Below are 16,995 nucleotides of genomic sequence, written 5' to 3' on the forward strand. Positions count from 1 at the left end.
ATATTTGGCGCCTTTCGTGTTCGGGGGTACGAAGGGTGCGGAGACGGCGGCGATCACCGCGACGCGGGCCAAGATCCTGGGTTATCTGACGATCTTCCTTCAGCGTGCCAAGGTCCTGCCGACGCTGAGTGAGATGCTGGAGGAGATGTTCACGGCGCTGGCGTCGCGTCTGATCCTGATGGCGTCCGCGGCCCCGGGCCGCAAGCCGCACGGGATCGATGTGAAGGACTTGTTCCTGAACGGTGCGGCCGGTGCTCTGAATTCGGCGTTCGAGCACTTCTTCCAGGGTGGGAAGAAGTTCTTCACGTCGGTTTTCAAGGGCAAGGGGGATCTCGGGCCGGATCTGAACAGGAAGTTCGACCTCTCGAAGAACGCGCCGGTGGTGAATCCGGGCGGGAAGACGCCGTCGGGTTCCGGGCTGAAGGTCGCGGCGGCGTCGGCGGACCAGACGTTCAACGCCGCGAGTGCGGGTCTGTCGGAGTACTTCACGGGTGCCGCTCTGACGGGTGGGTTCAACCTGATGGACTTCGCGGGCGGTTCGGTCAGTACTGCTTTCATGTCCTCGCTTGCTCTGGGGGCCCAGGGTCTGGGCATCAAGATGCCGGACCTGTCGTTCTTGAAGAACCTCAACACGGGCCTGTCCGGTCCGTCCGGTGTGTCGAGGAGTTGGGTGCCGGCTGCCGGGGTGGGTGCGGACGCGGGTCCGGCTGTGCCGGGTCCCGGTCCGCAGGTGCCGGGCGGGGTGCCGTTCTCGCCCGGGTCCGCCTCCGGTTCGTCGGTACCGGTGCGTACCGTGTCCGGGATCGACGCCCCGGACACGTCCGTTGTCGGTCCGGGTGCGGGGCAGCCGGTCCCGGCCGGTACCGGCACGGGACAGCCGTCCGCCGGTGCCGGGCAGCCGTCCGTCGGGGCCGGTGCCGGCCAGCCGTCCGCCGGTGCCGGCCAGCCGTCCGTCGGTGCTGGTGCTGGTGCTGGTGCTGTGACGGTTCCGGGCGGTGGGAGCCAGCCGGTGCGGTCCGTGGGCGGGCACGGCGCGTCCGACGCGGCGTTCGAGGCGCCTGCCGATGACGCTGCGGAGGTGCAGCCGTCGGCCGGGACGGACACCGGGGCGCCGCCTCCTGCCGGGGCCCCGGGTGCCGCCGGGTCCGGTGCGCCGCACACCGCGGCGGCGGGGGGCAGAGCCGTCCACGCGGGGGAGGGCGCCCAGGCGCAGCATCCCAGGAACATTCCGGCCCAGGAGGGCGCCGGCCAGGAGGGTGAGGACGGCACCGCCGCTCACGCTCAGCCCGCGCCCCCTGCGGTCACCGCTGCGACGGCGGTCTCCGGGACCGGCGCGAACACCGCGTCTCCGACGGGCCAGCTGGCCCCCGCCTCCACCGGCAGCCGGGGCGCGGAACACCACCGGGCCGCTGACGGCGACGCTGTTGACGGGGGTCCGGTCCGGCCCGCTCCCAACGACGGGGCGCCGGGCGCGGAGACCGAGGAGACCACCCCCGACGCGACGACCGCCGCAGGGCATCGCGTCGACGTGTCCGGTGGGGTTCCGACCACGAGGCCTCCTGTCTCCACGCAACCCGGCAACCAGTCGGCCACGGCATCCGTCTCGACCGTCTCGACGGTCTCGGGCCAGGCGGGCCTCCACCGACCGACCGGCGACGCCGTCGGCCGTGCCGCAGACGCCACCGCCGAGGACGGCACAGCGGTGCACGACGTACCGGACTCGTCCGAGGCTCCCCGCGCGCCTCTCGCCGAGTCCGGCTCCGCAACAGCCCTTGGCCGTCCGGCATCCGGGCCGCGCACGCGGACGGTCGACCGGGCGACCGACACGGTCGAGCAGTCCGAGCAGGCCGAGGGGTCCCCGTCCGTGGCCCCGGAGAAGACCGCCGGGCCCGACGAGGATGCCGGCACTCCCGTCCCGATGCCCACCGTGTCCCGGCCCGACACGCAGTCCGGTACGGGCGACACGGACGCCGTGGGCACCGACGACGCCGCCACGGTCGTCGACACGGTGTCCCACGCGGCCGTCGGCGAGCCGCCGGGCCGACCGGACCCCGACGTCGACGAGCTGGCCGACGCCGAGACCCTGGCCGAAGCCGACGGGTTCACCGACAGCGGCGAGACGCTGGTGGACACCGACGGGGCGCCCGGCAAGAAGCCCGCGGCCAAGGACGGCCGGGTGGCACCGGAGACCGGTTCGCAGTGGTCGAAGGACGATATCGAGGCCTGGATCCGCAGCCTGCCCCGCGATGGAGAGCCCAGGCTCCCGCTGCCGGCCACGCCTGAGCCGGTCCGGGCGTTCCCCTTCTTCGGTGCGAGCCTCGCGAACGCCTCCGGGCGGAATCTGCACCAGGCCCTCGAACTGCTGGGCGTCGCCGGAGCCGACGTGCGACCCGTCTTCGGAGACTCCCCCGAGGCCGCTCAGGCGCGCGCGGCTGTCGAGCAGGCCGTGCACACCGTCGCCGCCGCGCTCGAGGCGGGAGAACCGGCCAGGGCCCGGACGGTGGCCGACCAGTTCGCGCGGGTGCGGCGGGCACCCCCCGGCCTGCTGGGTGCGGGACGCGGGCGGCGGGAAGAGCTGCCCGACCAGCCGGGTGAGTATTCGCGGCAGGAGGTCACGCCGGCCGCGGACATTTTCGGGGGATGGCAGTGGGGAGACGCGTCCAGGACCACCAAGCCCGGTTCCACCGGCTCCGACACCTACGGCTGGGGACAGGTGGTCCCGCGCCACGAGGGCACGCCCGCTGACCTCGGCCCGCGTCGAAGGGACGGCGGCGACCTGCCCGGAGTCGGCAGCGGTTTCGGCGGCGACTACGGCGGCTGGAAGCCCGGACCGCCCGAGGTCTCCAGTGGCATCCCGGGCATCTCGGAGAAGAACAGGGGCAAGCTCCAGCGGGCCAGCCGCGACCTGAACATCGTGATCGTGACCCGCGAGACCAATGAGTACGCCGCTCAACGGCTTGAGGAGGGAGCGGTCCCCAAACCCCTCGAGGTCAAGGCCAAGTCGCTCAACGTCTACGACCTGGCGCTCGAATACAGCTCGACGGAGCCGGCCGGGGGGCAGGTCCGTCGCCGCTTCTCCACCCAGCAGCTCGGCCTGGTCGCCTTCGTCGACCCGCACAGACCCGAGGACCTGTCCGGCTACGGGCCCGCCGAGCGCGCGAAGATCATGCGGCGCTACGAGAAGCGCAGGGCCGAGTTCGCCGAGTACGCCGCCGAGATGGAGCGGAAGAAGGACCGCTTCCCCGTCATCGACGGCATCGTCCACCAAGTAGTCGAGGGCGAAGCCGAACCCCGTCCCGTCACCAGCGACATCGACCTCTTCGACCTGTTCACCCCCACCGGCGGCTCGGATCTGTCACCGCGGTCCTATCGGCACGCCGTCGACCACCTGGTCGCCGCGGTCACCCCGGTGATGCACAGCCCCGCGGTCCAGTGGAAGACCGAGACCGCCGAAGAGGAAGGGAAACGGCAGGCCCTGATCAGGCCGGTGGAGGAGGGCAGGGAAACCGCCGGAGTCTTCCACCCGCGCAGGAAGCCGACCGCCGAGCGCAACTTCTCCCGCAAGAACTCGGTGGCGCCCGTGGCGGAGGCCGAGGAGACGCTGGAGTTCGCCTTTCCCCGGCCCGGTCACCCCGACGGCGATCAGGAACGCACGGTCCGCGTCAGTGCGCCGCACGGCAACCCCTACCGACTGCTCTTCGGGGAAGACGGCGGCAGCTCCCCGTCTGACGGCGACGTCGAACACACTGAGGCCCTCCGGTCGCTCGCACGCGTCTGGGGCAAGACGAGCGCGGACCGCAGGCTGCCGGGAACGGTGCTCACGGCGGTCACCGAGGCGTACCTGGCCCTCGGCGGGTCCGCGCACCACGTGGGCCGGTTCGTGGCACGGCTCGACGAGCACGTCGACGACTTCGGTCGGCTGCCCCCGGCGGACCAGCACGTGGCCGTCGTCGCGCAGCGGACGTTGCGTGGCTCCCCGCGGGACGTGGAAGCCGCCATGGAACGGGCGCGGGCGGCCGGGGTCACCGTGTCCGAGGACGACACCGCCACTCCGGCCGGGGCGAGTGCCGTTCGGGTGGGTACCGCCAGGCTGACAGCGGCGGACCGGTCGGCGCTGGACCGGGCCGAGGACTTCCTGCGCGGCGTCGATCCCCGGCAGGTGGCCCAGGCGGAGCGCTGGGCGCGGGTCCAAGTGTCCTCCGACCATACCTGGTACCTCGACGCCACGCACCCGGGTGCCGCCGAACGGCGTGAACTGCTCGCCGCGTTCGTCACCCTGGTGACCCACGGTCGGCTCACCGGCGACGTGGACGGCACCCGTGCGCTCTCCCTGGAGCTGGCCAGGCGCTACGGGACGCGCCGCACCACGGGCCGGCCCGGCGGGGCCGAGCCGGAGGTGCGGCCCCCCGGCCCCGAGGACAGCGCGGACGCGGGACCGAGCAGGCACAGCAGGAACTCCCTCGCAGACATGATGGAGCGGCTCCGCGTCGTTTCCGATCTGCGCCAACCCGACGACGTCGACGAGGAGTTCCGACTTTTCGACGAGGACGACCCGACGTACGACGTGTCCGTCGAGGAGTTGGCGGCGGACGACGTCTCCGTGGTGGACCTGACGTCAGACGAGGGACCGGCTGACGGGACGCAGCCCCGGGGGGCCGGCGAGGCACGGGTCCCCGAGCCCGGGACCCGGGACGTGCCCGGTGCGGATCCGCCCCCGTCGCTCACCGACGTGCCCGAGCGGTTCCGGACGCTGATGGAGCCCCTGCGGTTGCACGCCGAGAACGCGACGGACCGTCAGGTCAAGGACGTGGAAGTCCTCCTCATGGCCAGAGGAGGCGCCGACGGTTTCGTGGAGACGGTCCGCACCGCGAACACCGGGCACGCCTTCCTCGTGGTCCGCATCCCCGGACGGGCACGGCCGGTCGCCTTCGGTTTCCGGACCACCGGCGATGTGTCACACGCCGCCCTCGTGACCGGATCGGCGCCCGGCGGTGTCACTCCGGAAGCACCGGACAGCTTCTACAACTTCAGTACGGAGATCCTGCGCTCGTACCGGGTCAACGCCGACCAGCTCGCCGCGGGCCACGCGTTCGCCACACTGTACGCCCGGTCGACCTACCGCCTGCGGCGCAACAACTGCGTGGTCTTCGCGACGGGCTTCGTGGAGGCCGTGACCGGCGAGCCCCTGCCCGACGTCACCCTCAACGCGCCACGATCCCTGATCGAGCAGATGCGCGTCGGCCAGCACCGGGAGTGGGCCGACAACCCCAGGATCCTCGAACTCACTGAGGAGGACAGGGAGAGCGTGGCGCAGGCCCGGGCCTGGGTGAGCGACCACGAGGCCACCGAGGAGTTCCGCTGGGCCCTGGACCGGGTCCTCATCGACCACCAGCGTCCCGTGGTGCGCGGCAGGCCCACCGCGACTCAGCAACGCCAGATGAACATGCTGGGTAACTTCGCGCTGCTGGCCGCCCACCGCCGCGGCGTGGCGGGCGAGACGGCGGCGCTCGACCTGATGCGGGACCTCGGTGTCCGGTACGGCACCTCGCGGCACCACTACTCGCACGCGCAGCTCACCGTCGCCCGCTTCCTGGAGCCCCTGCGCGCCTACGCGGCCCGTGCGGCCGATCCCTCCGCCGCCGACGCCGAGGTCGTCGTGATGGCGCGCTCCGACGGCAAACCCTCCATCGCCGTGCAGATCCCCGGCCGCCCGCGGGTGATCGGTTTCCGGTTCGGCGTGGAGCGGGTCCGCAAGGACGCCGTCTGGGGGGAGAGCCGAGACGGCGGAGTCTTCGTCGAACCCTCCGACCTGATGTACGACCCGGACGTCGAGGTGCTCGCCTCCTATCCCGTCAGCGCCTTCCAGCTCCTTGCGGGACACGACTACGCGCTGCGCAATCTCGCGACCTCCTACCGCAAGCACCTGCACAACTCCGTCACCTTCACCCGAGGGTTCCTGGGACAACTGCTCGGCGCCGACCCGGTCCGCGCCCACTTCACGGCGCTGCAGGCGTCGGCGTCGGCGACCGACTACGTCGGGCTGGCGCGCAAGGTGTACCTGCCCACCACCGAGGACTTCATGGAGGCGATGCGTGCGCAGCTGAACGACGCCTGGGCCACCGGGCTCTCCCCGGTGCCCGCACTGTCCGAGCGGGACACCCGCGCGCTCACGGAGGCCCGCCGGCCGGGCACGCACAGCGAAGCGGAGATCACCGCTTCGCTCTCCTGGGCGGCGGTGCGCCTGGCCCTCGACCACCAGCGGCCCTCTCCCCGGCGGCAGCCGCACGCGATCCTCACCGCCAAGGTGGCCCTGCTGGAGTCGTTCCAGCACCTGATAGCCGCGCAATACCGCTCCGAGGGAGAGCAGGCGGCCCGCCTGCTCTCCTGGCGGCTGGGCCTCGACTACGGCACCTGGCGGCCGACGGACATGCTGCCTCCCCGGCTTGCCGTGTCCCGCCCTCCACAGGCTGCCGTCCGGCCACAGACGTCCGAGACTCCCGACCGGGCTGCCGCAGAAGGCGATCGTGCTGCGAGCGCCGCTGCCCAGCGGTACCTCTGGATCGACGGCGCGTGGCGATCGGCGACCGCGGAGCGCGGCTTCCACCGGTTCGCCACCGCCCAGGGCGGAACCGTGTACATCAGTGACACCCAGATCGACCACGGCGTGGTCAGACCGGAGGTGGCGGCGCGGGTGACCGCGTTCACCACAGGCGGACTGCCCGTCTTCCATCCGCACCGGCTTCCGGTGACACGACACGACTACGAGGGCGAACCGGTCATCCTCGTCCCCCTCGGACTGGAGGAGTTCCCGCGGCCCGACGACGTCGACTCCAGCGCCTTCGTCGTGCTCTCCACGACGCCCGAGGCCGCCGCTCAGCGGTTCCGCACGTCACCTGCGGCGCCGGCCGATGCCGAGGTCGCGGTGATCGCAGAGTCGCTCGCCACCCCCGACCAGACGATCGCCGTCCTCGACGCGGCGACCGTCCACGTCCAGGGGCCGGCCCTCCTCACGCTGACCGGCCGCCCGCCGGTCACCGCCCCCGCACGCACCCGTCCCCTTCAGAATGACGTCATCATCAGGACGGCCCAGGTCAGCAGCGACCCCTACCAGAAGGTGCTGCGGGACGCACTCGGCAAGAGCGGACTGACCACGGCACAGCGGGGCCGCCTCCAGGCCGTCCTCGACACCCACACGGAGCCGGCACGGTCGGCGTCCGCGCCGGACTCCGGGACGGACGCCGACGGGACGGACGGCTCCTCGACGGGCGGCACGTCGGCCGGCGAAGCACCCGGGCGGGCCGGAAGGCGCGTACGGTTCGTCGACGGCACCCGCCCCGGACCCGTGACGGAGGCACCCGTACTCACCCTCGACGCGCAGCTCGACACGGGCCGGCCCGCCCGCATCGATCACTCGCTGCCCGCGCCGCCCGCGCACGGCCGGCGCGTGGTGTTCAGTGACGGCAGCGAACTGCCGGTCTACGTGACGGGCGACGGGGACCCGGAGGTCGTCAGAGGTGCCTACGGGCACGCGCACGTCACGCTCCGCAACGCGGGCGGAGTCGTCGAGGAGGTCGCCGCTCGGACCGGCCTGTCCCGCACGGAGGAGGGTACCGGTCAGGGCCGCGTGCTGGACGACCTGCTGCGCACCCTGCGCGACACCCCGTCGGTGTTCCACGGCGAGGGGTACCGGTCACCGGTGTTCCTCGACCGGCACGGCCGCCCGCGCGTCCTGCACGTCACCACCCGGCCGCACGAGAACTGGGAGCGCTTCGCCGACGGCTTCGGCGATCCGTTCAAGTTCGACATGGCGCAGCGCAGCCAGGTCTCCGTCGGGGGCAACGTCCTGCAGAGTTCCTCCCGGCGCGTGGCTCCCTCGTTCGGACTCGGCCCCGGCCCCGGCAGCATGGGGGCGGTGGTCCGGGTCGGCGCGGGCCTGGGGATGACGAAGTCGTACGACTACGCCCTCTACGACCAGACCCTGCAGCAGAGCGAGACCCGGTCCCAGGAGGCCTCGCATCTGCATCTGGCCGACGTGCACTACGAGGTCCACGTCGTCAGCCCGGACCACAAGGCGACGGACGAGACCTTCCCCGGCGAGAGCCACTTCTCCTTCGCCGTGCGCTCCGGTCTGACCGTCCGCCTGCCGGACAGCATCACCCTGCCGAGCACAGGCGACTGGGCTCCACGCGTCTTGCGGTTCGCCCCGGACGCCCAGGTCCGCTTCACCCGTACCGAGGAGTTCGGCCCGGTCGGTCCGCTCCGCGCCTGGGCCCTCGACCGGATCGGGGTCAGGGCGGGCGATCCGGCCTACGAGACGATCAGCACGTTCTTCACCCCGGAGAACTTCCAGTTGATCGCCCAGCGGGCGGCCCAGGGCCCCGTGCCGACCGGCTCGCTGCGCGGCGAGGAGGGTCGGCGCCCGCTCGGCGCGTTCGTCGTCGACCGGATCGTCCCGGTGCAGGGCCTGCTGTTCAACGAGACGACCGCAGCGGAGATGCGGTACACCGTGCAGCAGGCGGTGCGCAACGAGCAGGTGATCGGCAGGGCCTTCGCGCAGCAGGTCTTCGGCAGCGCCGGGCCCGGCATCACCCTCGACGACTTCTTCGGCGGACCGGCGGGCCTGCGGGTCCTGCTGGCCCTGTACCTTCGGCACGCCCGGTCCAGCACGAAGGCGCACGCGTTCGGAGGCACCGCGAGCCGCAAGATCGCGGGACAGGTCAAGAACACCCCCACCGAGCTGTACATCGTCTTCAAGGACGTGTACGTACGCCTGACGGGCGACGCGAAGCCCACCAAGTTCCGGGTGTGGAGCCTCGACCGGCTGCCGCGCGGGGAGGCCCGCAGGCTCGCCGGGTGGGACGACGGCACCACGCGCTCGTCCGGCGACGGTGGTGCGCCGGTGCCGCCCGAGTACCTGAAGCGGGACCGTCCGGTCGTCCTGGGCATGAGCCGCCCCGAGGCGCTGCTCTTCGCCACCGAGCCGTCGGACGCCGGGGGCGCATCGGACGCCGTGGACACCTCGGACGGCGCCGCGGCCGCATCGGACGCCGTGGTCGCTGCGGACGAGCCCGCCGCCGACGTTCCGCAGCCGACCCCGCTGCAGGTCTTCGTCGACCGTGTCATCGAGGAGGCCGCCGTCCGGTACCCGGACATGATCGCGCCGCTGAGCGCGCTGGGCGCACCGCCTGCCCGCGGCCGGATGAGGCCGCCGGAGGTGCTGACAGGAGAGATCGAACGGTACGAGCTGAAGCTGCAGAACACCCTCACCGTCCTCAACGCGCTGTCCCCCGACGCCGTCCTCTCGAACCTTGAGACCCTGGCCACCACGGGTGTGCACTTGGCGATGGTCGCGCCCGGCCCCGGCCCCGGCCGCCTCAGCCGGGCCCACCGGTACATCAGGATCAGCGCGGAACTGACCGATCTGCGGCACGAGGGTGTGCAGGACGACCGCCTGCTGCGCCTGGGCACCACGGCAACCGCACGACTGGACTCGGCGCGCAACGTGGTGCACACGGACGAGTTCGGAGCCGACCTCACCCTCGGGGTGCGGGACAGCAACACGGACCACCTCAACATGCCGAGGAACATCGGCTACCTCGGCGTCGGGCCGCGCAGACTGCTCAGCACCGGCCGCCGCACCGGCTACGGCTCCACGGCGTCGTACGAGACGCTGCACATCGGCAGGTCCGTCTCCCAGCTGTACTCCTACCTCCTCACCCTGAACGTGGAGATCGGCGGATACTGGCGCCTGCGCAGCCTGTTCAGGGGGGCCCTCTCAGGGGGGCTGCTCAGCACCCAGCGCTTCGTGGTGCTCGAGCCGAAGACGATTCTGGTCGGCGGCGAGACGACCGGGCGCGTCCTGCTGGCGGTGTCCGACGAGCACACCACCTCAGGCCCCGCCTCCGCCTCCGCCTCCGCCTCCATCTCGGGCTCCGTCTCCGTCCAGGACCCGGCGACGGAGCCGGGCGGACCCTCGGACCCGGGACCGGAGGCACCGTCGGACCAGGCGCTGGACCGCCCGTACGGGCCGAGCGGAGGCGTGCAGCCGAGGAACCTGCCGCACGCGGGGTCGGTCCGGCGCTGGGTTCCGGGAGCGGATCGTCTGCCGGGAGCGGAGCGGCCGGAGCCGCATGTCACCAGGCTGACCGCTCAGGCGGCCAGGAAGCTCATCACCGCATCCCAGACCGACGACCCCGCCCTGCCCTTCGACGACCTGCCGTTCCACGTCCTGGGAGTGGGGGCGTACCCCGAGCTGACCGAGGCCGCCGCCGCGGCTCTGAGGGAGGCGTCCCAGGGGTCCTGGCACGTCAGTGAGCCCGGCGCGCCCGCGTACGAGGCGGCGTTGAGGTCGCTGCTGTCGCAGTACCTGACGGCCAACCATGACCAGTCCACGAGTGCGGTCGGCCACTCCGTCAACGGTCTCTTCGGCGCGGGGCCCTACCTGGACCGGCGTGGCGTGCTGGTTCACCGGCTGCGGGTGGAGAACCCGAGGGTGGTGTCGGACCCGGTGGAGCTCGAGATCGAGCAGACGCTTGGTGCCGACACCCTGACCTCGGGCACGCTGGTGCACATCAACGGTGTCGTCTGGGGTCTGGCACTGTCGTTCTGGCATGTCCACGATACCGGCCCCGGCGTCTACGGGGCCTACGGCGGACTCGCCAGCAGGACCATGTCGTCGATCGTGTCCGGCTCGGTCGCACGCTCGGCCCTGGAGGATGTCAACGCGACCATCACGGGCCCTCAGGTCATGGTGGCCGGGGACACCGTTCATGAGGTCGCCGCGCACGTCAACGCGGATGGGCTGCTCCGGCCCCTGCACACCTTGCTCACCCTGCACCGTGACCACTGGGCGGCCCAGCGGCTGACCGTCCCCTCCGGCTGGTACGGCCACGTCTCCGAGAAGACGGCCCACCGTCTGGGCCTCCTCGACGACCATCTGGGCGAGGTGCCGCTCTACACCGACCGTCGCTGGGAGCCGCTTCTGCCCGGTGAACCGCTCGGGGTACACCCCGTCAACAGCCTCCACACCGGCGCCGTGCTCGCCGAGTTCGAACGCAAGCTGCGGGCCGCCGGAGTGGGCCAGACCGGCAGGGAGCGAGTGCGGTCCCTCGTCGGTTCCCGGGCCGTACTGGCGCTGCGCGGTCAGATGTCCTCGACGGGCAAACACACACAGGTGCGCACCAGCGTGTCCGTCACCCGGATCAGCCTCGGGGGCAACACGACGGTCGAGATCAGGCTGGTGCCCGGCACGCCGCGATTCGACGGCCTCGGGCACGGCAACATCCTCAGGGTCGGCCGGCAGGGCACCGAGACCGGCGAACGCAGTTCCGGCAAGATCAGGAACTGGTCCCTCGCGGTGGCCGTGGCCCACAACGTCCGCACCGGTCATGGTCTGTTCCGGGCCTCCGGTCCCAGTTTCATCGAGCGTGGCACCAGTACCCGCCAGAGCGCGAACAGCCGGACCGAGGCGCGCCTGACGGGAAGGGTGATCACGCTCGACGAGCCGTACACCGAGCAATCCACGCCGTACGAACTCCACCTCTCCTTCGACCGCGGTGACGGCAAAGCGCCCGTCGAGCACTTCGGCCCGGTCGGGAGCATCCGTGACCAGGTCCCGATGAGCCTGAGCCTGCCGGTCGGGGACGCCGTGTCCGCGCCCGCCTCCGGTGCCCCGCCCCCTTCCGACGACGTTGCGAGCACCCTGGACGGGTCAGAGGCCGCGGACGACTCCCTGGGCGCGCCGCGCCCGACGCCGCCGGAGCGGGTGGTCACGGTGTGGTCCCCTGCGGAAGTCACCCGCGAGACCGTCGAGGAGTGGCGCGCCCGCGGTGTGCCCGGTGGGCAGCCCTTCACTCCTCCCGAGACGGGCTGGTTCCCCGGGCGGGTCACCGGCCTGGACGTCATCGAGGAAGCCGCGGCCGTGGCCGTCGCCCGGGCCTACGGCACCCGGACCGGTCTCGCCACAGGGCAGCGGGCGAGCGGTGCGGAACTGGACAGGGCCCTCGCCAAGTCCCGGGCAACGGGACTGACCCGGGCGGGCTCCGCGTCCGCGCTGGCGTTGCGCGAGGGCCTGAGCAACGCCAGCCTGACGGCGTTCTACGACGACACGACCACGCCTCGCGGGCACCAGGTCCTCGGGCTGACGGACGACGCGCTGATCGGCAGCGCGACGGCTGCCTTCCAGCTCTACTCCCGGCCGGACCTCACCGGCGCCCGGCTGATGTCGGTCGTTCCGTCGGCCAAGATGGAGAGCACGGTCAGGAACACCGCCGGCGGCGACAGTTCGATCGGCATCAGCCACGATCAGCAGACGGTGCTCGCCGGCAACGCCCACGCCAGTACGACAGAGGCGGGGCGGGCCCTGCCCGGCTTCTCACCGGCGGACGGGTCGGGCACCGAGGCCCAGGGCGGCAAGCAGGTCGATGCCAACGCGCGGCAGACCACCCTCAAGCCGACGGTCGGCCGGGCCTTCCTGTTCGAGGTACCGACCGCCTGGCTCGCGGTGGCCGAGGTGCAGCACCAGATCAAGGACAGCGGGCCGATGCGGTGGGCCTCCGGCCTGCCGGGCCCTTTCGGACGCGTCCGAAAGGGCCCGCAGGCCGTCGAGACCCGCAGCCACGTCCTGACCTGGCTCAGCGAGGACGTGGCCCGCCGACACGGGCTGATCACCGACGACAACTTCCCGTCCGAGGTGGTCGCGGCCTGGGACCAGGTCGCCAAGGCCGGCAAGGCGTGGCAGACGGCGGACAAGGCGTACTGGACCGAGAGGCGTTCGCTGCAGGACGGCCGCGAGGCACTGCGCGAGGAGTACCGGGAGGCCCGCAGGCGGGTCGGCGCCGCCAAACGACAGCTGTCCAAGTACGCCGAGAACTTCGGGCACCGCTCCCCGGAGGCGGTCCAGGGCCGCGAGGCCGTGCGCCGCGCCCAGGAGGCCGCCGCCGCCTCGCAGGCCGCGTTGCACGAGGACGTGCAGCGGCTGGCTCCCTGGCGCACGGCGGCCGAGGAGGCGGCGGCCGAGTACCACAGGGTGCGGGCCGCCGCGGACCGGCTCACCCGCTGGTACCAACTCCCGGTCGACGGCACGGCGTCGGCCCCGGACGCGCCTCGCCAGGGGATCCCCCGGCCGGACGAGGTCGTCCACCACGAGCCCGCCCGCGTCGTCCCGGCCCTCCCCAAGCCCGCACCGGACCGGTTCAGCCGGAGCACGACGGACGACGGCACGCGCACCCTGACGCCGCCCGACACGGTCGGCGGCGCCCCCTGGCCCGGCGCGGGGCAGTACACCGTCCATGACACCCCCCGGCACCGCGACAGCTTCTTCCACGCCCTCGTCGGCGCACTGGCCCACAGCGCCCCCGCCGACCGGGCGCAGGCCGCGCCCACCGGCGTCGCGGCCTGGAAGTCGCTGTTCGCCGAGACGCTGACCGGCCGGGACGGCCGGTCGCTGGTGGAGGGCCTGGACGCGGAGGCGTTCGGCACCCTCACCACGGAGGAACTCACCCGGGCCGGCATCACCTTCCGCGAGGGCGGTCCCGAGCACGCGGAGTTCACCGCTACCCACCGTCTCCCGCTGCACCACCGGCTCACCGCCGACCAGCGGGCCCGTCTGGCCGCCGTACTGCTCCGGCGCGACGACACCCGGGCCGACGACGCCGCCTGGCGGGCGACCGCCGCAGGCCTGCTGCCCGCCCTCGCCGCCCGGGTCCTCGGAGCCCGGGTGACCGTGGTGGGCGCCGAGGGCCTCGTCACGGAGTTCGGTGCCGAACGCCCCGACCCGGCCGACCACGCCGACGCTGCCGGCGGCTCCGCAGGCGCCGGGTTGCCGCATCTCGTGCTGGAGTCGGTGGACGGCCACTTCCGTCACGCGCTGCCCACCGGCTCCACGCCCCCGCCTCCCGGTGATGTCCTCGCCGCCGAGGATGCCCCGGCCACCGCCGAGGAGGCGCCGGGGGACGCCGGGGACACCGGGTCCGGGCCCGCGGATCCAGTGTCCACGCCGTTCCCGCACGTGGTGCGCCCCGCCCACACCCATGCCCCCTGGAACATCCGGTCCGCCGACGGCACGGGCTACACCCGGCGCGGTACCGCGCTCCTGGTCGGCCCCGACGGCACCGAGTACCGCCTCCACGAACCGACCGGCGACGGCAACGGCTTCTGGCAGGCCCTGGAGAGTTCCCTCGCCCCGGATCACCCGGCCGCGGACGGTTCCGGCACCGGGGGAGGCCCCGCCGGGCAACCGGAGGACGGCGGCGATGCCTTCTGGCAGCGCATGGAAAGGTCGCTCGACCGGCGGGACCGCGTCCCGGTCAACCGGATCATCGCCCAACGGCTCCCCGAGGGCGCCGTACTCGACCGGGAGACCCCCTTCCCCCACGAGGTCCTGCTGTGGGCGAAGGTCGACTCGTCCCCGGCCGGCCTGCCACGTTCTCGGGAGGGCACCGCCGAACGGGAAGCGATCCTGCACGGCGCGGGGCGGCTGACCGACGACCAGCGTGAGCGGTTCCGGACCAACGGCGGACGCCTGCCCGACGACGTGGAACTGACTCCGCGCCAGCGCCGTGACCTGATCAAGGCCCAACTGTTCCTGGGCAACCGCTGGAACGCGGCCACCGCGGGCACCGCCGCGCAGGTGGCCGCCAACAGCTACGGCGCCGAGATCGTCGTCGTGGGCGAGGACGGCACCCACGAGGTCCACCGTCCCACCGCCGGGGCCCCGCACTCCGGGCGGCGCATCACGCTCTTCCGGCGCGGCGACGAGTATCTTCTCGCGCGGCCTCGGCCCGCCGCCGTCCAGCCGCCGTCCGGCACCGGGGTTCCTGCCGCCCCGGAGGCCGAAGCCCCGGCGGCCAACCCGCACGCCCCGGCGTCCGAGCCCGTGACCCGGCCGGAGCGGTCCCCCACCAAGGACGGAGCCCTCGGCGACCATCTGGAGGGGCGGCTTGACGCCTCCCCCCTCATGGACGCACACGTCTCCCGGCAGGACCTGGCCGGCCTGAGGCACAGCGGCGCACTCGACGTCATGTGGGCCCTTACCCCGGACGCGACGGTGCGGGTCGCGGAGGCCGGCCTGACCGCCCTGGACCGGGCCCGCCTGCTGCTGCGGCGACCCGGACTCGACGAGGCGCTCGCCGCGGAGCTGCGTACGGTGCCCGCCCTCGCCGCCGCGGAGGAAATCGGGCTCGACGACACGCTCGGACCGCCGGTGGACGTCAGGAAGGTCAAGGACGGCGAGCGAGACGCCGTCGGCGACCTGCGGCTGAACCCCCTGTGGTACCCGCTGGCCGAGTTCAGGCCCGCGCTGCTCGACCGCACCGGTGGCAGGTGGCTGTACGTGTTCGACGAGAACGGCGACGTCTTCATCGGCAGCGAGGAGCTGACGTCGATCGCGGAGCCGGAGGAACTGGCCGAGCTCCTGGCCGGCATGCGGCGGGTCGACGGCACGCTCACCATGGAGCAGCTGAGGCAGGCGCTGAACGACCAGGGCGTCCCCACCGTCGCGCCCGGGTTCGACGAGAACGGTGCCGCGCACCTGCGCCGGGGCCGGGTGAGCGGCGAACTCGCGTACAACGCACGCGACCGGCGTTGGGAGATCGACGGGTCCAGCCGCTACATGGGCCCGAAGGAACGCCCCGGGACGGAGACGGCGCAGATCGACGCATGGGTGCGCAACGCCGCCGAGCGGATGAGCGCGGTGCTCGGCCTGCCCGTCGTCCCGCTCCCGTCGGACCGGCCCCGGCTGAAGCCACGGACCCATGTCGCGGGCACCGGCAGTGCCGAGGACGACCAGGCCTTCGGTCCCCTGGCCGGACCCAAGCGGATCAAGGACACCGAGGTCGACGACCGGGGCGACATCCGGCTCAACCCCCTGTGGTACCGGCTGGAGGACTTCAGACCCGCGCTGCTGCAACGCACCAGCGGGCAATGGGTTTTCACGGTCGACGAGGAGGGCTCGATCGCCGTCGGCAGCGAGCAGCCGGCCGATCTCGCCGACCAGGCGGAGCTGGAGCGGCTGCTGGAGGGCATGCGAGGCAGTGAGGCCAACGCCGACCTGACCATGGAGGAACTCAAGGAGGCGCTGGGCGGGCAGGGCCACCCGACGGTCGCCGCGGGCTTCACGGAGAGCGGGACCACGCGGGAACGTCCCGCGCGGGTCTCCGGCGAGCTCGCCTACAACCAGGACCGCGAACGCTGGGAGATCAGCGACAAGTCCGGCCGCTACATGAGCTTCAAGATCCGGCCCGGTCTGCTGCCGGAGCACGCCCACGGCTGGCTCGCGCAGGTCGCCCGGCGGATGGAGGAGGAACTGGGCGTCGAGATCACCCCAGTCCTCTACAAGACACAGCCGGCTGTCGCCCCACAGGCCGATGCCCCCCAGGCGGCTCCCGAGGCGGGCGCCGACCCCGGGGACGCGCCGGCGCCCGAGGACCAGCGGTCCTGGCCGCAGCTTCTCGAGGACGACGCCGACGGGTTCGTACCGAACGTCGCCAAGCAGCCCGAGCACTTCCCCGCCACCCGGGACGACGCCTGGCAGAGCTACCTCGCCGCCTACGAACAGGAGGCGAGACTGCGGGCGGCGGAGCGGCACCGGCGGACCAACGAGGCCCGTGGCGTCCCGGCGCCGGACTCCGACGCGGCGCCCGGCAACGCCATCGCGCTCGCCGCCGCGGGCCTGCGGTTGAGCAGGGCCGAGAACGCCCTGCGCGCATGGGGGCACTCGGACCCCGTGGGCCTGGTCGCCCGATACCGGGCACACCTGTCGGGCACCTCCGCGCCCGTCACGGACACCCCGACGGACCCCCTGGTCGAGAAGCCGCTGCCTCCGGTTCCGGGCGAGGACCCGCCGTCTGGGCCTTTGGTCGAGAAGCCGCTGCCTCCGGTTCCGGGCGAGGATGCCTCCGATTCCGGTGGACAAGCCGCTCTTTCCCATTCCTGAGGAGGAGAGCCGGGCAACGGACCCCGAGACCGGCCTGGACGACGACGTGTCCACCCGGGAGG

At 72.8% G+C, this 16,995-nt stretch carries 1 protein-coding gene; it reads left to right on the forward strand.

Translation table 11 applies throughout. The features are described 5' to 3' along the window. Positions 1 to 16: 16 nt before the first annotated feature. Positions 17 to 16,933, forward strand: a complete 16,917-nt coding sequence (locus tag IE94_RS0132440; RefSeq protein ID WP_030191555.1) for a hypothetical protein — start codon at positions 17 to 19, stop codon at positions 16,931 to 16,933. The last annotated feature ends 62 nt before the right edge of the window (positions 16,934 to 16,995 follow it).

This window comes from Streptomyces violaceorubidus, assembly GCF_000717995.1.
Lineage (GTDB): Bacteria > Actinomycetota > Actinomycetes > Streptomycetales > Streptomycetaceae > Streptomyces > Streptomyces violaceorubidus.